A 21563-nucleotide genomic window follows, 5' to 3' on the forward strand; every position below is an offset into this window, starting at 1 on the left:
TCATTAATTGTCTCGATTTCTCGAGACGCTTCAATCACTCGTTGTTCAGTTTTCAAAGGACAATTTGTAAGTTGCTGTCGCACTTTGTCGCTTTGCCTCGTTTAGCGGCGACTTGACTACTATACCACATTTGGACTTAGTAATGCAAGCACTTTTTTTCAAGCGCTCCTTTCGTTGTTAGCGGCTTGTCCTTTGTTAGCAACTTGCCTTCCGAAGGGGCGAAAATTAATTTACCATGAAACCTATTATGAAGTCAACCCTTTTGCGTATTGGAAAAACATGACTGCCCCTAAGGCCTTATTTATCAAGGTTTTTGGAGCATCAAAAAAAGAAAAAGCAGCCTGTAAGGGCCGCCTGACTTCCTCAACCCGTTTCGGTTGAAGTTAATTTTTGAATAGCGTATACCGCAGCAAGAGCTGTGAACATTCCGCGTCCGCAGGAACAGCCACTTCTTTGACTAATGTTTTTTTGACGAGTTTATTAAGAAGCTGATGAAGATTGTTGCCCAAAATTTGAATCTCGGGCTGTTCCAGAAGTTCATCCGCACTCCACGGCTCGGGCCTTGAGTCCAGACGCTGGATGAGCGGCTTGCAGCAGCGCTCCATTTTGGACATGACCGAAAATTCGCATGCCAGAAGAACAAGCTGGATTCTTTGTTTCAACGTTTCCTTGCTCGTGGTCAGCTCTTCATACAATTTGTATACGCCGCTGTTTATTGAACGGACCTGATTCCAGACCGCTTCCTGAACAGTTTCCCCTTCTTCGATGATGACAATGCGCGCCCAGTGTTGCAAAGCTTCCAGCACGTTCTGGTAAGCGTCGAGCAGATGTTCCTCGAGTATGTAGGATTTGCTCTTCAAATACTTGTTCAGAAAAAGCGAGAATTCCGACAGCAGCTGGCGGTCGCGCAGCTCTTCCGGCAGAGAAGGCGTACGCTCCCGAGAGTCTTCCAAATACAATTGACGATCCAATTGGATCTCCCCTTTCAAAGACCGTTAACGAAATTCGATCTAATCGCTGCAGCAGCCCTGTTCAAATACGGACGAATTCAACCATCTTCCTTGTATACGATGAATGTCTTCTATATAATGATGTATGGAGTTGTAAGTGTCCGGATGATTGGTAGTAAACCAGCAGAAGGATCGCACATCCTTCTGTGATGAAAGCAACCTGCTGCGGATAGCGATACGAATTACCACGCTGTAACGGAGTCCGGGAAATACGCGCTAAGATAGATAACATCCCCACAAAAGTATTCGCAGAGACTCCGAAGCCATCATTCGTTCGTTAGAAAAGTAATTCTACTTTCCTTAGCCGTTTCCTGCTTACATGAGAACGAATTGTGTTTTAATTCCGAAAATGCCTGTAGAAAAGAGGGGAACACCGTTGCTTTTAAAATCAAGTAAAATCAATGAATTCCGCTTATGGGGTCTGCTGCTGACCATGGGCGGCATGCTTATTATGATCATCGGCTTGGCCGGGGTCGTGTTCGACTGGGGCGCCGTCGGGCGAATTATTGCCGTTATCTTCTTGATTCTCGGGATGATCAGTATGCTTGGAAGTATGGCCATTTACTTCTGGGCGGGCATGATGTCAACCTCCGCCGTGGCGCTCGATTGCCCTGAGTGCGGCAAAAGAACGAAGATGATCGGTAAAACGGACCGGTGCATGTTCTGCAAAACGATTTTGACGGTCGACCCTTCGATGGCACCCGCGGAAGCCGAAATCTCGGATGAAGGAAATATCCGCCAGCCGGAAACCGGCTCTGCCACGACCGCAATCGACTCATCTAAAAATTAATGTAAAAAAGCTGCCTTCCATTACGGATGACAGCTTTTTTTTGTAGGAATTTAATGATTACGAGCGGTTCGGCCAGCGAGTGGAATTTTTAAACTTGCCCGGATTCAATCTTTCCCAGGATAAGGACCCATGGTCTATTTCTACTGGAGGGCATCGGCCATGACCTTCCATATAGCCGGTTCTTCAAAACCGCGCCGCCAGGAAGCGACCCCCGCCAATTTGTATTTATTCACAATCTCCAGACGAGCTTTCACAGACGTTTCGTCCTCCAGCCAGATCCGGTTGAGTTTTTCGTCTTCTTTGTACTCGACGTAATTTTGTCCGATGTCTTCATGAAATTCGGGAGTCAGGCCCTTCTCCTGTATAATCTTGCGGGGCTTCTCCATAAATACAGCCTTCGAGCTGACTTTCGTACTACCGTCATCCTTCTGTTCTTCGGTCCATATGCGCGTATAAAAAGGAATGCCCAACACAAGCTTGGAAGGCGGTACTTTGTCTTCGTCGAGAATCTGCTTAAGAGAACGCTCCACCCATGGGAGAGACGCGACTGAGCCCGACTTCGGACTCGATGCCCAGTGCTCGTCATAGGCCATGAGCATCATGTAGTCCACGGCAGCGGACAGAGCCGGCCGATCATATACGCGGCTCCAGGCATCGCTGCTCGATTTTGCCGTTACGTCGATGGACAGAATCAGTCCCCGCTCATGGAGCAGCGGAGCCATTTCTCTCACGAACTGGACCAGATTAGGCCCGTCCGATTTGTTCATATTCTCAAAATCAATGTTGATGCCCTGCAAATTATACTGCTTTGTAAAAGACAGAAGCTGGTTGATCATGTTCAGCCGGGTTTCGTAACTTTCCAGCGCTTTGCCCGTCATTTTCGGTTCAAAAGAGTTGTCGAAAAGGGCCCAGATCTGGTAATTGCGGCCGTGCGCCCATTTGATGTAATCGGAGTCGGCCTGATTCTTGATGGTCCCCTTCTCGTCAGCGAGATGAAACCAGGTAGGACTCACGACATTGAGGCCGGGCATCTCAGGAATGGAGGCCGTTTTGGGCGTTGCCGTGACGACATGTTCCCATGTCATGTTGAGCTTGCCTTGGGGTTTCCATCGCGGCTTCGCGGCAGGAGGCTGAAATTCGGGAATCTCCTCCCCTTTTTCTCCCGTCACATGAGAGGCCTTAACGAAACCGGCACGTCCGCCGGTCTGCTGAACTTTGTACCAGCCGTTCTGTTCGCCCCAAATCATGACACGCTCGCCATCCACCAAGCTGCCCGTGATCGGATCACGAATCGAGCTGCCGCTGCGCAGTTCGCCTCCTTCTTTTCCGCGAAAAGTTCCCCAGCGGATCTTCTCCCCGGGATTAAAAAGCGATACGGCGCCGGTTACCGCATCCTCCCTGACTTGTATCCCGTACAGCTCCTTAAGAACGGAAACGGGTACGTAGAACTCTTTTCCCTGTTTTGTCATGGGCGATACAAGGGGGATTTCTTTGAGGTTCCGGGACGCGGAGACCTTGTCGGCCTGAAGCCGCAGTACGGCCTGTTCCGTTGTCAAAATAACGGAATTGCCGGAAGCCTCGCTGCGGACAGCCGGATCGATCCACTTGGTTATGAGTCCCAAAGGGAGTTTCATGGCCTCTTGGGACCCCAAGGCGGAGCTTTCGTAAGCTTCCCCCTGATAGAACACTGGCTTGTCCAGTTTAGCGTAAAAAGGCGTTATATGATTGTTATTGGGCAGCCGGTTCATGACCAGGTAAGCGATGGCCGCCAGTACGATAAGCAAAAGAATAAAAGAACGGAACCGGCTCTTTTTGCGTTTCGAGCCGTGCATGTAGGGCTGTTTCAAAAGCTTCTGCACATCCTTTCAGAAAAAGAAAAACGTATCGGCACGCCCGATAACGAAGAGCGGCTAATACGTTCGCGTAATTACGTGTATGGAAGTTTGAAAACGACAAATCAATGCGTCGCCTTGCCTACACAATCCGGACAAAGTCCGACGACTTCAAGCCGGTGCCCGCCTACCCTAAAGCCGGTTTGCTGAGCGGCAACGTGCTCAACATCAACGATCGGCGAGTAATCAAAATCGGATATCTTGCCGCAGACCTGGCAACGGGCATGATAATGATCGGACAAATCGGCATCGAAACGGCTGGAATCGTCCCCGTAGGTTAATTCCCGTACTAACCCCGCGTCTATGAACACTTTCAGGTTGTTGTAAACCGTGGCCACGCTCATATTCGGAAATTTGGATTCCAACGCCTTGTAAATCTCATCAGCCGTAGGGTGGTTGAAGGAGTCGAACAAGTACGTCAAAATCGCGTACCGCTGCGGAGTCATGCGAACACCTGTCGTTTTAAGTTTGGCAAGCGCTTCTTCCAAATGTTCGGACATGATTCTCACCACCTGTTAGTAAGGGGCAGTACTGTGTACTCGGTGGACACAGATACAACCTTTCTTCTATTGTACGTGTGAGAAATTGCACTTGTCAACGCCTGATGCAGGCGGGATTCGTTTAATTTACGGTTTCCAGGGAAATCTCGCCATCCGTCCGGATCGCAAGGATATGTTCGCCGCTTCCCACAGTACCGCTCAGTTTCTCCTCCTCCAGCCGGATCGGGAGCCCCGTATGAAGCACCCTCGCGGACCCTTGAACCTTAAAGCCCGCTCCACCGGGGAGGCGGATCGTAATCCGGCCGTTATCGGTGCTGGCCTGCCAATCTCCGGCCATTTCGGCGGATTCGAGCCGTACCGCTCCGTTCTCGGTATGCGCTTCGACGCGGCCGAAGACATTTTTGATAGTTATACTGCCGTTGTCGGTACGAGCCACCGCGTCCCCTTTAACGGAGGAAAGGCTGACTTTACCATTGGAGGCGGCAACGTTAACCCCCGCTCCCGTGTCCCGCACAACGATCTCGCCGTTGACAGATTGCGCTTTAACGGCTCCCGAGATGGAACCTGCACTGATTTTGCCGTTCTCCGTAACCGCTTCTACGTTTCCCTGAATATCGGTTAATTCCATCGATCCGTTACTCGTATGTGCGGAAAACAGGTTTGGGGTCCGAAGGCCTGCCGCGCGAATGGAGCCATTTTCCGTTTCGGCCAAATAATCGAGAGACGCCGTTCGCGGCAGCGTAACGGTAATATCTATCCTCGCTTTATTTTTGACTAACCAGGCCTTCGTATATTCTTCCCCGACCGCTTTAAGCGTTAATTCAGCCCCTTGAATGCTCTGCTCGACATGTGAAGCATCCGCGATTTTGCGGGCTTCTTGCTCGTCGTCGTCATTCACCCAGACCGTTGCCTGAATCCGGACGGCATCCCCGTCTTCAGCAGCCAGCTCAATGCGGCCGTTCGTGTTGATTGCGTGAATTCGGGTTACCGCGGGAGTCAGGGTAAGCTCCGTCGGTTCCTTGTCAAAGCTACGGCCCTGCACCGCATCGACATTGAAGTTAAGCCCGGACAGCAGCCCCTGGCTGAATCCCTGGGAGCCGACGACAACGGCACAGATTATCACCGAGAAAAAAATAGCCACCGGGTCCAGTTTGACGGCCGTTTCCCGGGACTTCGACAGAAATTGCAGCACTATCAATTCCAGCCCTGCGGCCACAAACAAAAAGGGCCACCAGCGTATCAGTTGCCCCACCATATGGGTGCCTGCGGCCCGGTCCAGAAGCATGGATACGCCAACAGTGACAAACAGCACCGCTGCCGTAAATCTGCCCGCTTTAATCAATCCGATCACCCGATCTATTGTTTTCTTTTCGTTTCCCAGACAAAGAGAGCAATTCCGCCGATAATCAAAACGATGGCTCCGAAATAAGAACCGAACAGCTTAAAGAAAGATTCCAGCCAAACCGGTTTGCTGCTGGCCAGAAAAAGGAATCCGCCCGCCGCAATCAGCAGGATACCCAAGTTTCCGCCTTTAGCCAGCTTTTGCAGAGGATCGGTCAATTCCTCGGATTCTCCGTAAAAACGGCGGCGGTTTACGATATCCGTAAGCTGCAAAGCTTCAAATACGTTGTAGAAGTAAATAACCGGCAGAATGAGCGAAAACAGCGTGATCATGGCCACGTTCGTTCCTTCATCCCGTGTTGCGAAAAGCACAATCGCGAAAATATCCATAATGACGAGCATCATGATAAACAATCCGCGCTGCATCATCCCCACATAAAATTGGCCGGTTCCCGGCATCATCAGGGAAAGGAGCATGGCCAGCCATTTCTTCTTGGGCGGCTGTTGAAAATACGGGGGATATGACGGCGCGCCGTAAGGGGAGCCAGGCGGATAGTTCCGCCGCTGCTCCTCGTAAAAGTGCGGATCTTTCAAGTCATCCATCTCGGGCGAGCCTCCTGGGGTGTAAGAGAATTGTTGTGACATTCCGTACCTCCTTGCTGCATGATCGTTCATGCACGTTATCCTATTCTGTTGGACAAATGTTGGACGAATTCGGACCAGTCGGCCACATGCGAATTCAAAAGTTTCAAAAGACCGGAGTTGATAAATATATAAGTAGCCGCTGTGGCGACAAAAAGATTGACGAGTTCCGAATGCCTTCGTTTCTTCGGCGCTACGGGCCGAAATCCAGGCACGGTATTCCCCGCGGCGACATCCTTCATCACCCGGTCGGTGAAATTGGCGGAAGGTTGGAGCAACTTCATGCCGTTTAGTTCGGCTTGGAGTGCGGGCGGAAGTTCCGGGCTATTGTGAAGCGCGTGAAGCCGGGGCTGACTGGGACGTCTGGGCGTTTGTTCGGGCATCTGGATACACCTCCAACCATTTTTCTTTAAGCATGGCTTTGCCGCGGTATAAGCGCGTCTCGATTGTCTTTAGGGGAAGATCGGTCACATCCGATATTTCCTGGTACGACAATTGTTTGAAGTGATAAAGATACATCACCAGTTTGTATTTCTCCGGCATTTGAGCGATCATCCGGTGGAGGGAGTCGCTCTCTTCATGACGGATCGCCTGCTGTTCGGGCTCGGTCCTGCGGTCGGCCAACCAGGTCTTAAGCTTGTCGAGCAGCGGAACGACAGGACGCCTGCGCTGGGCGCGGCGGTAATCGGTAACGAGGTTAACGGTCATCCGGTACAGCCATGTCGTGAACTTGCTCTCCCCTCTGAAATGGGATAAAGAGCGGTACAGCTTCAGAAACACTTCCTGGGACAAGTCTTCGGCGGTTTCGCGATGGTTCACCATGCGGTAAATCAGCGTATACACATAGCTTTTGTGCCGATCAACCAATACGCGATAAGCTTCCGCTTGACCCCGGTTAATCTGCTCCACCAGCTGTTCGTCTGTCAGGTGCTCCATTGCTTCACCGCCCTTTCTCTTGTGCCCTCTTTACTATAACGTGCTTAACATCCGATTTACATATCTTTTGACGATACTAAAAAGATTCCCCCTTCAAATCGGATAAAAAAGAAAAAGCAGGGCCGATTCGCCCCGCTTGACGTTTCCGATTATTCCATGGTTACTCCCACCACGCCGTCCAGATGACGGATATCATCCAGCAGCAGAGGAACCAGATGGTAATCCGGTATGATGACATTCAGATAGATCATAACCGTCTGCCGCTCATCTCTTTCTTCTTCATCCACGCCGAATTTGCGTATCTGCACTTTATTCTTTTCGAGGATGTCGGAGATTTTACCGAGATTGCCGGGCCGGTCCAGTGCATGAACCCGGATCAGATGGCGTTTCTTGGCGCCGAAATATTTGTGCTCGATTTTATTTAAAATCCACAGAGAAAGGACGACCATGATCGTGGATAGGATGGCCGCGTAATAAAACCCGGCTCCCGCAGCGAGGCCGATTGCCGCAACGACCCAAAGCGAGGCTGCCGTCGTAAGTCCGGAAACGGAAAAGCCGTTGCGTATGATCGTTCCGGCGCCAAGGAAACCGATGCCGCTGACTACTTGCGCCGCAAGCCGGGAAGGGTCCATACGCACATTCAATTCTTTGGAAAACGCGCTGAATCCGTAGATGGAGAGCAGCATGATCAAAGCGGAACCGACACAGACCAGGATATGCGTCCGGAATCCGGCCGCCTGGTTGCTCAGCTCCCGTTCGAAGCCGATCAATCCTCCAAGCACCAAAGCCAAAATCAGTCTAATCGTCAAATCGAACTGCCCGATTACCCAAGGATCATTCAACTTCGTTCCCACGCTCCTTAACTTTTCGCAACATGCCCCTGTTTCTGTTTCATTGGATGCCCCGAATTTTTTCAAATGTCACCAAAGCGATAGAAGGGGCAATCGTGCGTTTGCCGGTACGGTGAAAACCGAATTTCTCGTAAAGACGGACGGCGGGCAGGTTCGCTTCTCCCGTAGACACGACAAATCGGCCCGCCTGCGGGTTGGTCGTGAGCGCATGCCGAATCAATGCGGAGGCAATTCCCTGGCGGAAATGACGGGAGTGAACCATCATCCGCGTAATCGTCAGCTCCGTTCCTTTTTCTTCCCAAGCGATTGCGCCCGCGAGTTCTTCCCGCCCCTCCTCCCGGTCATTGACATAATACCCCGTAAACGTCTCTTTGGAACACCGCAGGGTTAACGGGCTATCCCTAAGAGGCGGAATGTCTTTGTACCCGATTAATCCGGCCTCTACGAGATAAGCGGTTGTCTGCAGAGCAAGCAGCTCCAGCACGGCTTGAACATCGTCCAGGGGGATTTGTCTCATCATCGTTTTCATCTCCTCATGCCCGTTTTACGCCCTTCATGTTGTAAAAAAACGGCATATCCTGATGGACTTGCCGTTCGATGTGCCTAAAACTCTTTCGCTGTTCGGCTTATTGCGCCTGCAAAGTCTCCACGATGAGCTTGTTGACCAAGCCGGGATTGGCTTTGCCTTTCGTTTCTTTCATAACCTGGCCGACGAGGAAGCCGACCGCCTTCTCTTTGCCCGCTTTATAATCGGCTACGGATTGCGGGTTGCCTGCCACAACCTGCTCGACTACGGATTTGATGGCGCCTTCGTCACTGATCTGAACGAGACCCTTCTCTTCGACAATCTGCTGCGGCGCTTTGCCGCTTTCGATCATTTCTTTAAAAACGGTTTTCGCGATTTTGTTGGAAATGGTACCTTTTTCGATCAGACCGATCATTTCACCGAGTCCTTGACCAGTTATTCGGATCTCGCCGAAATCCAGTCCGCCGGCATTGAGATACCCGAGAAGGTCGCCCATGATCCAGTTGGAAACAACCTTCGCGTCGGACGTATATTTCAAGCTTTCCTCGAAGAAATCGGCCATCTTCATGGAAGCGGTAATCACCTCGGCATCGTAGCCCGGAAGTCCGTACTTGCTTACGTAGCGTGCTTTACGGGCATCCGGAAGCTCCGGAATCGACGATTTTACGCGCTCTTTCCAAGCGGCATCGATATGCAGGTTCACGAGATCCGGATCCGGGAAATAGCGGTAATCATGCGATTCTTCCTTGCCCCGCATGGAAATCGTCTTGCCTTGGCCTTCGTCCCAGCGCCGTGTTTCCTGGACGACCTCGCCTCCGCCGTCCAGCACTTCCGCCTGGCGGATTTCTTCATATTCGAGACCGCGCTGTACGCCGCGGAAGGAGTTCATGTTCTTAAGCTCCGCGCGTGTGCCGAATTTCTCCTGGCCTACCGGACGGATAGAGATGTTGGCGTCGCAGCGCAGAGAACCTTCTTCCATCTTGACGTCCGAAACGTCGCAGTAAAGCATGATGGCGCGAAGTTTCTCCAGATACGCGCGAGCCTCTTCCGGAGAGCGGAGATCCGGCTCGGAGACGATCTCGACCAGCGGCGTTCCGACCCGGTTGAAGTCAACGAGCGAAGCGTAACCGCCGTCGACGTGAGTCAGCTTGCCCGCATCTTCTTCCAGATGCAGCCGGGTGATGCCGATACGTTTCGTCTCCCCGCCCACTTCAATGTCGATCCAGCCGTTCTCGCCGATCGGCTTGTCGAACTGGGAAATCTGGTACGCCTTGGGCGAATCCGGATAGAAATAGTTTTTGCGGTCGAATTTCGTCACGTCCGCGATCTCGCAGTTCAAAGCCATGGCGGCTTTCATCGCATATTCGACAGCCTGCCGGTTAAGTACCGGCAGAACGCCCGGATGCCCGAGACAGACCGGGCACGTATGCGTGTTCGGAGGCGCGCCGAACGAGGTGGAGCAGCCGCAGAAGATTTTGGAATTTGTATGCAGTTCAACGTGAACTTCAAGCCCGATCACGGTTTCGTATTTCGTTTCAGTCGCTGACAAAAAGATCCCTCCTGTTACGCGTTATAGCTGCGGACGCTGCTTGTGAAAATCGGTGTTCTGCTCGAAAGCGTGAGCTACGCGCAGCACGGTGGACTCGTCCAGCGCCTTCCCGATGATCTGCAGTCCTACAGGCAGGCCAGAGGCCAGACCACACGGTACGCTGATGGCCGGAATACCTGCCAGGTTGACCGGGATGGTCAAAATATCGTTCAAATACATCGTAAGCGGGTCGCCTACCTGCTCTCCGAGACGGAACGCCGTCGTAGGAGCCGTAGGGCCGATCACGACATCGTAGTTTGCGAAAACTTGATCGAAATCCTGCTTGATCAGCGTGCGGACTTTCTGCGCCTTCAGATAATAGGCGTCATAATAACCGGAGCTGAGCGCGTAAGTCCCGAGCATAATCCGGCGCTTCACTTCCGGACCGAAACCTTCGCTTCTGGACATATGATACATTTCCAGCAGGTTGTTCGCGTTGTCCGTACGGATGCCGTAACGGACGCCGTCGTAACGCGCGAGGTTAGAGGACGCTTCCGATGAAGCGAGCAGATAGTACGCCGCGACGGCATACTCGGAATGCGGCAGGGAAACTTCCTCGACCACCGCTCCCAGCCCTTCCAGCACGCGGAGCGCATCCTGAATCTTCTCCTTCACCTGAGGGTCGACACCGGCACCCAGGTATTCCTTCGGCACCGCGATGCGGAGCCCTTTGACGTCGCCGGTCAATGCGGAGACGTAATCGGGAATCTCCACGTTCGCCGACGTGGAGTCCTGCGGATCGTGGCCCGCAATCGACTGCAGGACGTAAGCGGAGTCTTCGACGTTCTTCGTGAGCGGACCGATCTGGTCCAGCGAAGAGGCGAACGCGACAAGTCCGAACCGGGACACGAGCCCGTAGGTCGGCTTCAGGCCGACCACGCCGCAGTAGGCGGCCGGCTGGCGGATCGAACCGCCGGTGTCGGAGCCCAGCGAGAAATACACCTCGCCGGCAGCCACGGAAGCCGCAGAGCCACCGCTGGAACCGCCGGGTACGCGGTCGAGATCCCACGGATTGCGTGTCGCGTGGAACGCGGAGTTCTCGTTGGAGCCGCCCATGGCAAACTCGTCCATGTTCAGCTTGCCGACGGGAAGCGCCTGGGCTTCCTTCAGTTTGCGCATCACAGTCGCGTCGTACACGGGCGTATAGTTCGACAGGAACTTGCTCGCGCACGTGGTCGTGACGCCTTCGGTCACGATGTTATCCTTGATGCCTGCAGGCAGACCGAACAGGATCCCACGGGATTCTCCCGCGGCAATCTGCTCGTCCAGCGTCTTGGCAGAGCGGCGGGCATTCTCCTCGTCAAGCTTGAGGAACGCTTTTACTTTGCCGTCCACTTCGGCGATCCGCTTGTAAGACTGATCGACCAGCTCCGTGACGGATACTTTTTTATCCAGAAGCTGTGTATGTAATTCTTGTAATCTCAACTCAAATAGCGACAACGTAAGGTGCCTCCCTTCAAATAACAGACAACCGTGCAAACTCCAAGGTCTGGTTAAACGTTCGTATTACTCCATAACGGCGGGCACTTTGAACTGCCCGTCTTCTTCTTCCGGAGCGTTCAGCATCACTTTGTCCAAAGGCAGGGACGGACGGACTTCATCCTCCCGCGTCACGTTCTTGACGGACATGGCATGACTCGTCGGCTCCACATGTTCCGTATCCAGCTTTCCAAGCTGTTCGGCGTATTTCAAAATAGCGTTAAGCTGCTCCGTAAACTGTTCCTTCTCTTCGGCAGAAAGATCAAGGCGGGCCAGCTTGGCCACGTGTTCGACATCCTTAATAGTAATGCTCACAGACGATTCGCACCTCTCTTTGTATGTACACGCCAAATTCATTCTACCTATTATAGCCTAGTTATTTTTTGATCTCAATTGATTCGCGGCCGAAAACGCAGAAATAAGCGGAATTTTGCGGTTTTTCGGTAACCGCGGGAATGCAAAAGTCAGATCGCAAAAAGAGCCCCTCCGGGTCAACTAAGTCGGAAAGGCTCTGTTTGCAATCTTTTGTACGGGAAACAAGCCCCGAAGCTCTTCAAACGATCATCTATATCCAAGCGCGAAGGTTCACCTGTTTGATGAAATCCTCGGCGCTTTGAACTTCTTTGCTCTTCTCTGCAACGATTTCAACCGGTTCGCCATTCATCACTCGGTTAAACAGTTCTTCGTTGCGCGTCGCCAGCGCGAAATCGATCAAGGCTTCCTTCTCCAAACGGTCGACTTCCTGACGAAGCAGGACTTCTTCCAGTTCGATATCTGAGGCGGGCACGAAAAAATGTTTATTCAGCTTCGGCACTCGGATGACATAGTCGAACAAATTGTCGTTGTTGCGGTCATAAGCGATGATGTAGGCGTAATCGCCGATCGGCAGATTCTGCTCGAGCCGGTCCTCTACAATGATCACGCGAGCTCCCAAAGACAGCATCCGGATTCCCCCTTTCCCATGCAGAGCGGGCTGAGCTGCCCTGTCCCGATTCTCCTGAAGCGATGCGGAAAGCATAAACTCTACCTTCGAATCTAGCATGGATTAGTAACATCGTACTAAAAAAAGAGTACGCTGTCCATAAACGTCTCCCTGTTTTCCGGACGGTTTGGGGGGAGTTTTTATTGACCTCCGGTTGAACTCCCGCTGCGGATGCGGGCTATTGTCAGAGAACCAGGACGCCCTCCCGGGATACGGTAAGCTTCTCGAATCCGGTTTCCGTAATGGCATATGTATTCTCGATCCCGACAACACCCAGTCCAGGGAATGTGAATTTCGGCTCCACGGCGATGACCATGCCGGGCTCGAGCTTGTATTTAAACCCTTTGGCCAACACCGGAAACTCGTCGATTTCCAGACCGATTCCGTGTCCGAGAAACTTAACCTGATCAATCCCGTACCCCATAAAATGGCCGCCCAGTCCTTCGGCAGACGCCGTATCCAGCGATTGCAGGTAGAGATGCTCCGCAACGGTGCCCGGCTTCATCATCGCTTCGGCTTCCTTCAAAATTTTCTCCGAAATTTCGTATGCGCGCTGAAGCTCATCCGGCAAAGCGCCGATCACCGCGGTACGCGTCTGATCGATCACGTAGCCTTCGATGTTGCAGCCGATGTCGATAAGAATAGGCTCGTTGCGGCCGATGGGCCGGCTGCCCGCACTTTGCGGACTTGCCGGGCTGAGTCCCCTGCCGCCCGCCGGACCGTCAAAATAAGTCGGCTCGGCCGCAGCCGCCCCTGCCGCCACGCAGCCGGTAATGAGCTCGGAGTTATACGCGCGCATGCGCATGAGCCCGAGATGGCCTTGGAGGCGGTTCTCCCGCTCGATGAGACTCATCAGCTCGAACTCGGGCATCCCTTCCCGGATACCGGCGAGCGCCTTCTCCAGCGTCCGGTCGATAACGTCCGCGGCCTTGCGGATAAGCGCGATTTCATCGGCGGACTTGATCATCCGCAGCTCTTTGACGAGCAGCGAACCGTCTTTCCATTTCACGCCGGGAAAAGCCCCTTCCAGCCGCTGGAACTGCTGGACGGGGAGCACGTCGAACTCCGTGGCGATGACGGCCTCTTTCCCCGAAGCGAATACGCCGGGGTAGCGCTGGGCGAGCCGGTCTTTAAGCGTGCGGAGGGAGCCGAATTCCTCCACCTCCGCGAGCGACTCCTGCTGCGCTCTTGTGATGCTGCGGCGCACAACGAACAGCGGATTGCCTTCAGCGGGAACGAACAAATAGCCATTTTGCATGGAGCCGTTAAAATAGTACAAGTCCACATGATGGTTTACCAGGAAGGCGTCGATACCGCCGGCCTGCATCGCCTTTTGCAGCCGCTGCTGCCTTTCCGCGTACGGATGATCCGTTTTGTTCATTAATATCCATCCCTTCTTACGGTTCTTATACCGTCATCATACCCCGCTCCGGCGAGGAGGCGCAAACAGATTTCGAGCGGCAAAACGCACACGGGACAATCGAGGGGGAAATGATGGACGCGGGGCAAAAACCCGCTGACGGGCAACGGGCTTTGGGTTGACTTTACTCCACGGCTGAACGTACGGAAGGTTCAATGTTTTTGAATCTTGTATGCGGCCGAAGGTCCAAGTCTAGAACGATCGGGAGGAATTCTAAGTTCGTTCCCGTTCGTTCGGGAATGACGCGGGGCTGGTCCGGGGCTGCAGAAATGAAGTCATGCAGCCTTTAAACCGAACCGATGAAGCGCATTATGCAGCGAGGGAATGAAGCGACTGGCGGGGTTAAAACGGGGAATCTGCCCGAAACACCGCTTCAAGCGGGCTTTTTGAAGCATGAGGGTTATGAAATTCACAAAACGAAACTAAAAAACGCAAACTCGCGGCTTCTGCCGAAAGTTTGCGTTCTTCGCAAACAAATCTATTCGTTTCGTGTCTTCTTTTTCCAAAATATCACATTTTTACGGTGCAGGCAAGCTTTTTATCGCAAGTCAGTCCGGTATTCCTTCTTAGCCGACGCTTCGTGCGGATATATTCCGCCAAAAAAAAAGAACCCGCACGCTTTCGCATTCGGATTCTGAAGGATTGCTCTTAATCAGACGTTCCTTGCGGAAAACCTCCGAACTAACACCGTTTGGCGTAACCGAAACCGCTTGAAATGATAACGAGAAGAATGAAAAGGACGAGGATACTGGCGGAATTGTCGGGCCGGCATTTCTTCGCGATCGGTTTGATCGGATGACAGACGGGATAATGCGGTTTGCAGCTTACTACAATCACCGGTTTGACGATAGGCATAGGCGGCGGCGTATGAATGACCGGGGACGGCAGCGGTCCGGGATAAGGCAGTGGCATGGGCATCGGTGCCGGAAGCGGCATGGGCATTGGCATGGGCATGGGCGCTACGGCTTGAGGCATAGGACCCGTTTGTTTGGGGGTGTAGACGGGACCAGTGTATGGTTTTTTAACATGTTCCATTGGTATTCCCTCCTGTATGTTATCAATCCGTATTTAATTGCCTTGCGCGGAAAGTAGGCTTACAGCCTTACACCAACAGTCTATGGGTTTGTTCCCACCCGGAACACGGTATACACCCAGCCCCTTGAAATTAGGCTTTCGCATGAAAAAAAAGCCTCCGGATGCCGTGCCCCGGCGAATGCCCGTCCGCTGACGCCGATGTCCCGAAGGATCCGTTGTCAGCAAAAAGGAGTTCGCCCGGCTTGCATTCCGGAGGCTTTTTGGGGCGGTAAAGGATTACTGCCCTTAAATATACGGATTGTTTTGTTTTTCGTAACCGATCGTAGTCTTCGGACCGTGGCCCGGGTAAACCGTTACGTCGTCGTCAAGCTCGAAAAGCTTTCCGTGAATGGAGTCGAGCAGCGTGTTCCAATCGCCGCCGGAAAGGTCCGTACGGCCCACGGACAGACGGAACAGCACATCCCCGCCGATCAGATGGTTGTCGAACAGGAAGCTGACGCTGCCCGGCGAATGGCCCGGGGTGTGAAACACCTTGATCTTGGCGCCGAGAAATTCGAGCACCTGTCCCTCATCAAGCGCGTATTCCGCCGGCTCGACCACTATCGGGTCCGTAACGTCCGGCCAGCGCGCGGAGCCGTTCAGCTTAGGGCTGCCCAGCCAGTCGCTCTCGGCATCGTGGAGATAGACCGGGCACTTCTTCAGTTCCCGGAGCTCCTGCACGCCTCCGATATGATCGAGATGCGCATGCGTAAGCAGAATGGCTTCGATCTCCATGTCCTTAATGCGCTTGAGCAGCGGTCCCGGCTTCATGCCGGGGTCGATGACAACGCCCTTCTGCCCGCTTTCGTCGGTCAGCAGGTAAGCGTTCGTCTCCATGGGACCGAGCTTAAATGTTTCGATGCGGATCATGCGTACCCCTCCTGTCAGAACGTGGAAAGCAGCTCGCGGAGCTCGCTTACGATGACGGACTGATAGCCGACACCTTCGCCGTACTGGCGGAGCATTTCCGCGCGTACCGCCTGGATTTTATCGTTGTAATCAGGTGCTTCGCGGTCCGGATTTCCTTCTTTGAAGGCTTTCATGACAGCCTGTACCCGTTCAGGACGGGGACCCCATTTACCAAGCACGTGGCCGCCCGTATCCGTGAAAATAACGACCGGAATGGAGCGTCCGCCGAAAGTCAGAAACTGGTCCATAACGTCGGTATGTTCCTCCATAATGAGGACTTCTACCGGCATTCCGCTGTTTTCCAGCGCCTTGAATACGACCGGAATGTTGCGCACGACGTCGCCGCACCACTCAGCCGCAATGATGACGCAGCGCAGGTCGTCACGGTTGTTCAGGGATTCGAAAAATTCCCGGTCGTCCTCTGTCTCCCACTGAAACTTCCCGTACCAGTCAAGAAACGCTTCCTGGTTGCGCTGCATGCTGTCGATGAACTGCTGCGGCGTTAAGCCTTTGCCGATGACGGCGGATAAGTTGGTGCTCATAAAATCCATCCCTTCTTTGGCGGCAAACTGCGTTATTTACGCTTTGCCCGCATTTTTTTGGCTACCAGATAAATGATCATAAGACCGATAGCTGCGATTAGAATCGGAACTGTGTATTTGCCTGCAATGTCGTCGATGTTCTCCCAATTGTCTTTCAGGGTCATCCCGAGATAGACGAACAGCATGGACCACGGAATAACCGCCAGCGTCGTATAGAACGTAAAGAGTCCCAGAGGCATTTTGGCAAGCCCCGCCGGTACCGAGATCGCATGCCGGACGACCGGTATGAAACGGGCCGTAAAAATAACGCCTGTTCCGTATTTGTTGAACCAGGTCTCCGCAACGTCGATGTGGTGCTTACTAATGAATATGTACTTGCCGTACCTTTCCAAAATAGGACGTCCGCCGTAACGGCCGACCCAGTAGACGAAAATCTGGGCGATGACTCCACCCACGGTGCCGAAAAAGACGGCGCCTGCAAAACCGATCTCGCCTTTGGCTACCAGATAGCCCGCATACGAAAGGACGATCTCACTCGGAATAACTTCGATCATCAGCCCGAGCATGACCCCCCAGTACCCGAGGCCTTCAAAAAATACCAAAAGCGAATGAATAAACTCTCCCATCTCCAACCTACTTTCCCCAGCATGATTGTCGATTCGCGGGTCTTCCCGCGCCTTCTTCTAGTAGAATCTCCCCTATTCTACCATAGAGAAAGGCCGCCAACCACTTAACAATACGGCCGGGCCGTAAAGGAGACGATAAAGAAGCTTACGCAGATAGCCGATACAGCCGCGGGCCTCTTCCGGGCCAGGCGAAATCCAGGGTAGGCGAAGTGCCGGCGAACGGATCAACAGACCGACCCCGCGGACAACTTTTACTTGTCCCGTTATTTTCATCATGAGCTGAAAAGCCCGCGCATATAGTGTACAAACTGGTCTGGGGGGGAAAGTTCATGTTCAAATCTTTTGTGCTCAAAAAATATCACTTCGTCATGTTCCTCGGGTTTCTGTGCGTAGCGTTCGCGGCAGTCCTGTTTTTCCGGAATCCGCAAATCCTGTCTACGGCGGCGGAGCCGGCCACGGCTTCGGAACGGACGATCCAGCTCGTTACCGGAGAATTTTCCACGAAGCTGGAGAACGGCAAAGAAATCGAAGCTTACCGTTGGGACCCCGGCACGATTGTCGTGCGCAAAGGCGAGAATATCCGGCTCAGCATTTACGGAGTCAACGGAGCGAGCCATCCTTTTATTATCGAGGGTCTGAATATCAAGGGCGAAGTAAAAAAAGGCAAAGAAACAGTCGTCAACTTCAAAGCGGAAAAAACGGGAACCTACCGGCTCATCTGCATGACTCACACGGATATCGCCCACAGCGGCCCGATGATCGCCTATATCAATGTCATCGACTGACAGGAAGCCTCAGGCTTCCTTTTTTTATTGTTTATCGCGGCGCTCTCAGGTTTCCCCTCCCTTTCCTCCTCACTTCCGGCAGGTCAGCCGCATACACTGAAACAGAGTAAGGAGGCGATCCGGTTGAAGAATAAAACCAACGAGAAGCATAAGCCGCAAATTCCTAACGCCAGGGGAATACGCCGTTCGTGCAGCCGCGAGCTTTACCGAACCGTCAAACGGCTGAAGGTGTACGTCTCTCCGGAAAAAATCGAAGAAGCGGAGAAATTATATACCCGGAAAGTGGCCCAGAACATCGCGTTCATCGTGGAGCATTCGGATAACCGCAAAGTCCAGGCGGACTGGTGGGAGGAACATGTCGCTCCAGAGATAGCCGTCCTGTGGGACGTGAACGCCGATACGCTGTCCAAAGCGTTCCGCAGCGCTTACGGGGGATAAGAATGAACGCCGGACCGCGCTTGCGGAACCGGCTTTTTTTGCCTAACAGCCTTCGGAAAGCCGGATGAAATGGAGATGTAAGGGCAGGCTAACCCTTATCCGACATGCAAACCGACAGGAGGATCAGTCAGCATGAGTAAGAATTCCGGGTCTGTCAAGGCCCCCTTGCGGCGGACGGCTGCGGCCTGCGCCGTTTGCGTCTTCTTCACCCTCGCACCCGCTCCCGCGCTCGCATCCGGCGGGCTTCACGCCTCAAGCGGGCCAACCGTTTCCGCACCCCGGGCGGAAGACGTGAACGGGCTGCGGCTCCGTTCAACCGCTTCACCGGCTTCGCCGATATCGGCGGAGAAAGATCCGCACGCCGCTGCCGCCAAACCCCGGGATCGGGATTATTACGAACAGCGCGGAGAAATCGTCTGGGAGGTCCCGTCCGCAGGCAAAGTGATTGCACTGACGTTCGACGACGGACCGGACCCGGTACAGACGGCGCAAATTTTGGACGAGCTGAAAAAGTACGGGGCGAAAGCCACGTTTTTCGTAGTCGGAAAAAGGGCCGAGAGGTTTCCCGAACTGATCAAACGAGAGGCGGCCGAGGGGCACGAGATCGGCAATCATACGTACAGCCACCCTTTTCTGACCAACAACCGTTCCACGGAAAGCATCCGCAGCGAAATCGCGGCGACACAGAAGGTGATCAAATCCATAAACGGAACGGCACCCGTCCTGTTCCGCCCGCCTGGCGGCTATTACCATGAAAGGCTCGTCCATGTCTCTCTGGCGGAAGGGTGTCTGCCTATTCTATGGTCCTGGCACCAGGACACGGAGGACTGGAAAGCTCCAGGTGTGAACCGGGTCGTGAACAAGGTGCTGAACAACGCCCGCGAAGGTGACATTGTCCTGTTCCACGATCATGTCCTGGGCTCTATGAATACGGTCGATGCGATCCGTAAAATTTTGCCGGAGCTGTCGAAGCGGGGTTATCATTTCGTCACGGTATCGGAGCTTCTGAAACTGCGCGGATCAACCAGCGGAGTAAGCAAACCTTCCGGTTCCAAAACGAAATAAGCGGGCCCGCAATTTCATCTGTCCTCCTTCCTTCTTCCGATGTACAATTGGGAAAAGGTATCACAGGTTGGAGGACGGTGGCTGCACATAATGGAAGCTTTAAGCTGGGAACTGCTGCTTTTTCTGATTGTGACCGGGTTTTTGGCCGCTTTCGTGGATTCGATTGTCGGCGGGGGCGGTCTTATTACCGTTCCGGCCCTGCTGTTTACGGGGCTTCCGCCGGCGCTCGTTCTCGGAACCAACAAGCTGGCGGGAACGATGTGCTCGCTGACCAGCATGACTTCGTTCCTGCTTTCCGGAAAAATCCATTTCCGGCTGGCGGCGGCGCTTTTTCCGCTGTCCCTGGCCGGTTCGATGCTCGGCGCGCTGCTGGTACACCGGATACCGTCCGAGTTTCTTAAACCGCTGGTCGTGGTGCTGCTCATTGCCGTGACGGTCTACACGCTGCTCAAAAAAAACTGGGGAGCGGCGTCCACTTTCAGCGGCCTTACGTCCCGGAGCAGGTTCTGGCTGGCGGCCGGAGCTTTCGTTATCGGCTTTTACGACGGCTTCTTCGGGCCCGGAGCGGGCTCGTTCCTTATTTTTCTGTTTCTGCTGCTCGGTTTTGATTTCGTGGGAGCATCCGCCAATTCGAAGGTGCTTAATTTCGCCAGCAATATCGGTGCGCTGGTCACCTTCTTCCTGCTGGATTCCGTAAGTCTCGCGTACGGAATTCCGATGGGGATCGCCATGATCGGAGGCGCGCTGGCGGGAACCCGTTTCGCCATCCGCAAAGGCGCTTCCTTCGTCAAGCCGCTTTTTCTGATCATGACCACAGTGCTGATCGGCAAACAGTTATGGACGCTGATCATGTCCTGACGCCGCTTCCGTGCAGCATGCAAGCAAACAAAAAGAGCCTGACCGTTCAATCGTGAACGGTCAGGCTCTTTCGCGTTAAATCTGATGCGATTCGTAGATGCGGATACTTTCGGGTTTCTGCTTGGCGGCCTGCGCCATCCCCGCAGCGACCCGCTGAGCCGGTATCGGCCTATATTTACGAAGACCCCCCGCCATCAGGAAAGAGAAGGCCTTCGCGGCAATGGCTCCCGCTTTCTCGCCGAAACGGAATTCTTCTTCTCTGTCTCCCAGCAGGAGGGAAGGTCTGAATATTCGCAGTGTACGAAGTCCCAGTTTGGATAAACCGTGTTCCAGATCTCCTTTGACCCGGCTGTAAAAAAATTTCGAATCCCGCTTCGCTCCCATGGCGGAAACGACAAGAAATTGGCGGGCCCCGTACTTCTTCGCCAGGTTGCCCAGAATCATCGGGTATTCATAATCGACTTCACGGAACTGTTCCTGTGTCCCGGCTTTCTTGATCGTGGTGCCCAGCGCGCAAAACACATCCGCCTGTTTCAATTCTCCGCGCAAAGCTTGCTCCAGCTGCTCCGGGTTCCAATCCGTCACGATTTGATGAAACTTGCTTTCACTGTCCCGTCCCTCGATTCGCGTGCGGACCAAGACGATAATTTTCTCGTAACCGGGATCGGCGATAAGGACAGAGATCAACTCTCTGCCTACCAGTCCCGACGCGCCGGCTATTATGGCAGTTTTTTTCATTAAGCAGCACTCCTGGTTTAAAAACGTAAAAACGGGTTAAGCACATGTGGATTTTGCCGTTTGGCGGTTTCATCCCTTTAGACACGTTAGACACGGGAATTAAGCAAACGGCGCCTCTACAAATATAAACAGCCCCGAAGCGGGGCCGTTATCCTATAAACGAATGAATGTACGTTAAAGTTTCGGAAGCTTTCCCTAGATGAGCGTCTCGCCTTCGAAATACGAAAGACGCGCTTTCGGCTTCATCTCCTGGCCTCCATGGCCGCCGTGAGAACGTTTGAAAACCTCGCTTTGGGTATACGCCTCGAACGCTTCTTTATTTTCCCACTTCGTGATCACTTTAATTGCCTGTTCGTCGGTCCAGACTTCCAGTCCGAGAAAGCCTTGGAGTTCTTTCATGTTAGGCGCCTGCTTGCGGAACATTTCGACCATTTGCGGTGGATTGGGAACTTCAATGGTATTTACGGCAATGTACATCCTGGACATCCTCATTTCTTAATTAGAGTACGAAACCTTATGTATAGTGTAGACCATTGAGAGCGGAGAAACAAATAAACAAAGATTATAACCA

General features: G+C 53.2%; 24 protein-coding genes. 5 read left to right on the forward strand and 19 right to left on the reverse strand.

Annotated elements, in window-relative coordinates:
• Positions 1 to 383: 383 nt before the first annotated feature.
• Entirely contained in the window at positions 384 to 971 is a 588-nt protein-coding gene (locus PCH01S_RS25430) for a hypothetical protein (RefSeq protein ID WP_042234475.1), read from the reverse strand.
• A gap of 415 nt (positions 972 to 1386) precedes the next feature.
• Between PCH01S_RS25430 and PCH01S_RS25435 the strand changes: the two genes are divergently transcribed.
• Positions 1387 to 1800, forward strand: a complete 414-nt coding sequence (locus PCH01S_RS25435; RefSeq protein WP_042234477.1) for a DUF2614 family zinc ribbon-containing protein — start codon at positions 1387 to 1389, stop codon at positions 1798 to 1800.
• Between the two features lie 140 nt (positions 1801 to 1940).
• Here the strand turns inward: PCH01S_RS25435 and PCH01S_RS25440 are convergent, their stop codons facing one another.
• The 16 genes from PCH01S_RS25440 to PCH01S_RS25525 all read right to left on the reverse strand — a co-directional run bounded on the left by PCH01S_RS25440 (position 1941) and on the right by PCH01S_RS25525 (position 17108).
• Positions 1941 to 3647: a glycosyl hydrolase family 18 protein gene (locus PCH01S_RS25440; protein WP_241688739.1), complete on the reverse strand. Its 1707-nt coding sequence runs from the start codon at positions 3645 to 3647 to the stop codon at positions 1941 to 1943.
• Positions 3648 to 3757: 110 nt separating this feature from the next.
• Positions 3758 to 4192, reverse strand: a complete 435-nt coding sequence (locus PCH01S_RS25445; RefSeq protein WP_042234478.1) for a Fur family transcriptional regulator — start codon at positions 4190 to 4192, stop codon at positions 3758 to 3760.
• A gap of 121 nt (positions 4193 to 4313) precedes the next feature.
• Positions 4314 to 5543, reverse strand: a complete 1230-nt coding sequence (locus PCH01S_RS25450; RefSeq protein WP_042234480.1) for a DUF4097 family beta strand repeat-containing protein — start codon at positions 5541 to 5543, stop codon at positions 4314 to 4316.
• A gap of 5 nt (positions 5544 to 5548) precedes the next feature.
• The gene (locus tag PCH01S_RS25455; protein WP_053228785.1) at positions 5549 to 6178 is read right to left on the reverse strand and encodes a hypothetical protein; all 630 of its coding nucleotides are present in this window, start codon (positions 6176 to 6178) and stop codon (positions 5549 to 5551) included.
• A 321-nt stretch (positions 6179 to 6499) separates the two neighbouring features.
• The gene (locus PCH01S_RS25465) at positions 6500 to 7111 is read right to left on the reverse strand and encodes an RNA polymerase sigma factor (RefSeq protein WP_042234486.1); all 612 of its coding nucleotides are present in this window, start codon (positions 7109 to 7111) and stop codon (positions 6500 to 6502) included.
• A gap of 149 nt (positions 7112 to 7260) precedes the next feature.
• The gene (locus PCH01S_RS25470; protein WP_042234489.1) at positions 7261 to 7953 is read right to left on the reverse strand and encodes an MgtC/SapB family protein; all 693 of its coding nucleotides are present in this window, start codon (positions 7951 to 7953) and stop codon (positions 7261 to 7263) included.
• 49 nt (positions 7954 to 8002) lie between these two features.
• Positions 8003 to 8482 (reverse strand): GNAT family N-acetyltransferase, encoded by a 480-nt coding sequence (locus tag PCH01S_RS25475; protein WP_042234491.1) that lies wholly within the window; start codon positions 8480 to 8482, stop codon positions 8003 to 8005.
• Positions 8483 to 8588: 106 nt separating this feature from the next.
• Positions 8589 to 10037 carry an Asp-tRNA(Asn)/Glu-tRNA(Gln) amidotransferase subunit GatB gene (gene gatB / locus PCH01S_RS25480; RefSeq protein ID WP_042234494.1) on the reverse strand — a complete coding sequence of 483 codons (1449 nt, stop codon included), beginning with the start codon at positions 10035 to 10037 and terminating at the stop codon, positions 8589 to 8591.
• A 21-nt stretch (positions 10038 to 10058) separates the two neighbouring features.
• Positions 10059 to 11516: an Asp-tRNA(Asn)/Glu-tRNA(Gln) amidotransferase subunit GatA gene (gene gatA, locus PCH01S_RS25485; RefSeq protein ID WP_042234496.1), complete on the reverse strand. Its 1458-nt coding sequence runs from the start codon at positions 11514 to 11516 to the stop codon at positions 10059 to 10061.
• Between the two features lie 66 nt (positions 11517 to 11582).
• Positions 11583 to 11870: an Asp-tRNA(Asn)/Glu-tRNA(Gln) amidotransferase subunit GatC gene (gene gatC / locus PCH01S_RS25490; RefSeq protein WP_042234499.1), complete on the reverse strand. Its 288-nt coding sequence runs from the start codon at positions 11868 to 11870 to the stop codon at positions 11583 to 11585.
• 250 nt (positions 11871 to 12120) lie between these two features.
• Entirely contained in the window at positions 12121 to 12498 is a 378-nt protein-coding gene (locus PCH01S_RS25495) for a hypothetical protein (RefSeq protein WP_009671386.1), read from the reverse strand.
• Positions 12499 to 12721: 223 nt separating this feature from the next.
• Positions 12722 to 13918, reverse strand: a complete 1197-nt coding sequence (locus tag PCH01S_RS25500; RefSeq protein WP_042234502.1) for a M24 family metallopeptidase — start codon at positions 13916 to 13918, stop codon at positions 12722 to 12724.
• A gap of 720 nt (positions 13919 to 14638) precedes the next feature.
• Complete coding sequence (locus PCH01S_RS25510; RefSeq protein ID WP_042234507.1) at positions 14639 to 14992, reverse strand: hypothetical protein; 354 nt, start codon at positions 14990 to 14992, stop codon at positions 14639 to 14641.
• A 285-nt stretch (positions 14993 to 15277) separates the two neighbouring features.
• A complete protein-coding gene (locus PCH01S_RS25515; RefSeq protein ID WP_042234510.1) occupies positions 15278 to 15901 on the reverse strand; it encodes an MBL fold metallo-hydrolase in 624 nt (207 codons plus the stop codon).
• A 14-nt stretch (positions 15902 to 15915) separates the two neighbouring features.
• Positions 15916 to 16482 carry a thioredoxin family protein gene (locus tag PCH01S_RS25520; protein ID WP_042234513.1) on the reverse strand — a complete coding sequence of 189 codons (567 nt, stop codon included), beginning with the start codon at positions 16480 to 16482 and terminating at the stop codon, positions 15916 to 15918.
• Positions 16483 to 16514: 32 nt separating this feature from the next.
• Entirely contained in the window at positions 16515 to 17108 is a 594-nt protein-coding gene (locus PCH01S_RS25525) for a DedA family protein (RefSeq protein WP_042234515.1), read from the reverse strand.
• 329 nt (positions 17109 to 17437) lie between these two features.
• On the opposite strand from PCH01S_RS25525, the gene PCH01S_RS25530 reads away from it, so the two are divergent.
• From PCH01S_RS25530 to PCH01S_RS25545, 4 genes are all read left to right on the forward strand, one after another.
• The gene (locus PCH01S_RS25530) at positions 17438 to 17893 is read left to right on the forward strand and encodes a cupredoxin domain-containing protein (RefSeq protein ID WP_042234518.1); all 456 of its coding nucleotides are present in this window, start codon (positions 17438 to 17440) and stop codon (positions 17891 to 17893) included.
• A gap of 123 nt (positions 17894 to 18016) precedes the next feature.
• Positions 18017 to 18331 carry a hypothetical protein gene (locus PCH01S_RS25535; RefSeq protein ID WP_042234523.1) on the forward strand — a complete coding sequence of 105 codons (315 nt, stop codon included), beginning with the start codon at positions 18017 to 18019 and terminating at the stop codon, positions 18329 to 18331.
• 132 nt (positions 18332 to 18463) lie between these two features.
• Positions 18464 to 19396, forward strand: a complete 933-nt coding sequence (locus PCH01S_RS25540) for a polysaccharide deacetylase family protein (protein ID WP_042234527.1) — start codon at positions 18464 to 18466, stop codon at positions 19394 to 19396.
• A 90-nt stretch (positions 19397 to 19486) separates the two neighbouring features.
• Positions 19487 to 20254, forward strand: a complete 768-nt coding sequence (locus PCH01S_RS25545; RefSeq protein ID WP_042234531.1) for a TSUP family transporter — start codon at positions 19487 to 19489, stop codon at positions 20252 to 20254.
• 75 nt (positions 20255 to 20329) lie between these two features.
• Here PCH01S_RS25545 and PCH01S_RS25550 read toward each other — a convergent pair whose 3' ends face one another.
• Together PCH01S_RS25550 and PCH01S_RS25555 are read right to left on the reverse strand one after the other, a co-directional pair.
• Complete coding sequence (locus PCH01S_RS25550) at positions 20330 to 20992, reverse strand: NAD(P)H-binding protein (RefSeq protein ID WP_042234534.1); 663 nt, start codon at positions 20990 to 20992, stop codon at positions 20330 to 20332.
• A gap of 195 nt (positions 20993 to 21187) precedes the next feature.
• Entirely contained in the window at positions 21188 to 21469 is a 282-nt protein-coding gene (locus PCH01S_RS25555; RefSeq protein ID WP_009673274.1) for an antibiotic biosynthesis monooxygenase family protein, read from the reverse strand.
• Positions 21470 to 21563: the final 94 nt, after the last annotated feature.

The organism is Paenibacillus chitinolyticus NBRC 15660, from assembly GCF_000739915.1.
Taxonomy (GTDB): Bacteria; Bacillota; Bacilli; order Paenibacillales; family NBRC-103111; genus Paenibacillus_F; species Paenibacillus_F chitinolyticus.

Coding starts and splice junctions, on each gene's coding strand:
- PCH01S_RS25445 (WP_042234478.1), bottom strand. CDS start 4,192: ATGTCCGAACATTTGGAAGAAGCGCTTGCCAAACTTAAAACGACAGGT.
- PCH01S_RS25455 (WP_053228785.1), bottom strand. CDS start 6,178: ATGTCACAACAATTCTCTTACACCCCAGGAGGCTCGCCCGAGATGGAT.
- PCH01S_RS25465 (WP_042234486.1), bottom strand. CDS start 7,111: ATGGAGCACCTGACAGACGAACAGCTGGTGGAGCAGATTAACCGGGGT.
- PCH01S_RS25475 (WP_042234491.1), bottom strand. CDS start 8,482: ATGATGAGACAAATCCCCCTGGACGATGTTCAAGCCGTGCTGGAGCTG.
- PCH01S_RS25495 (WP_009671386.1), bottom strand. CDS start 12,498: ATGCTGTCTTTGGGAGCTCGCGTGATCATTGTAGAGGACCGGCTCGAG.
- PCH01S_RS25500 (WP_042234502.1), bottom strand. CDS start 13,918: ATGAACAAAACGGATCATCCGTACGCGGAAAGGCAGCAGCGGCTGCAA.
- PCH01S_RS25510 (WP_042234507.1), bottom strand. CDS start 14,992: ATGGAACATGTTAAAAAACCATACACTGGTCCCGTCTACACCCCCAAA.
- PCH01S_RS25515 (WP_042234510.1), bottom strand. CDS start 15,901: ATGATCCGCATCGAAACATTTAAGCTCGGTCCCATGGAGACGAACGCT.
- PCH01S_RS25520 (WP_042234513.1), bottom strand. CDS start 16,482: ATGAGCACCAACTTATCCGCCGTCATCGGCAAAGGCTTAACGCCGCAG.
- PCH01S_RS25525 (WP_042234515.1), bottom strand. CDS start 17,108: ATGGGAGAGTTTATTCATTCGCTTTTGGTATTTTTTGAAGGCCTCGGG.
- PCH01S_RS25530 (WP_042234518.1), top strand. CDS start 17,438: ATGTTCAAATCTTTTGTGCTCAAAAAATATCACTTCGTCATGTTCCTC.
- PCH01S_RS25540 (WP_042234527.1), top strand. CDS start 18,464: ATGAGTAAGAATTCCGGGTCTGTCAAGGCCCCCTTGCGGCGGACGGCT.
- PCH01S_RS25545 (WP_042234531.1), top strand. CDS start 19,487: ATGGAAGCTTTAAGCTGGGAACTGCTGCTTTTTCTGATTGTGACCGGG.
- PCH01S_RS25550 (WP_042234534.1), bottom strand. CDS start 20,992: ATGAAAAAAACTGCCATAATAGCCGGCGCGTCGGGACTGGTAGGCAGA.
- PCH01S_RS25555 (WP_009673274.1), bottom strand. CDS start 21,469: ATGTACATTGCCGTAAATACCATTGAAGTTCCCAATCCACCGCAAATG.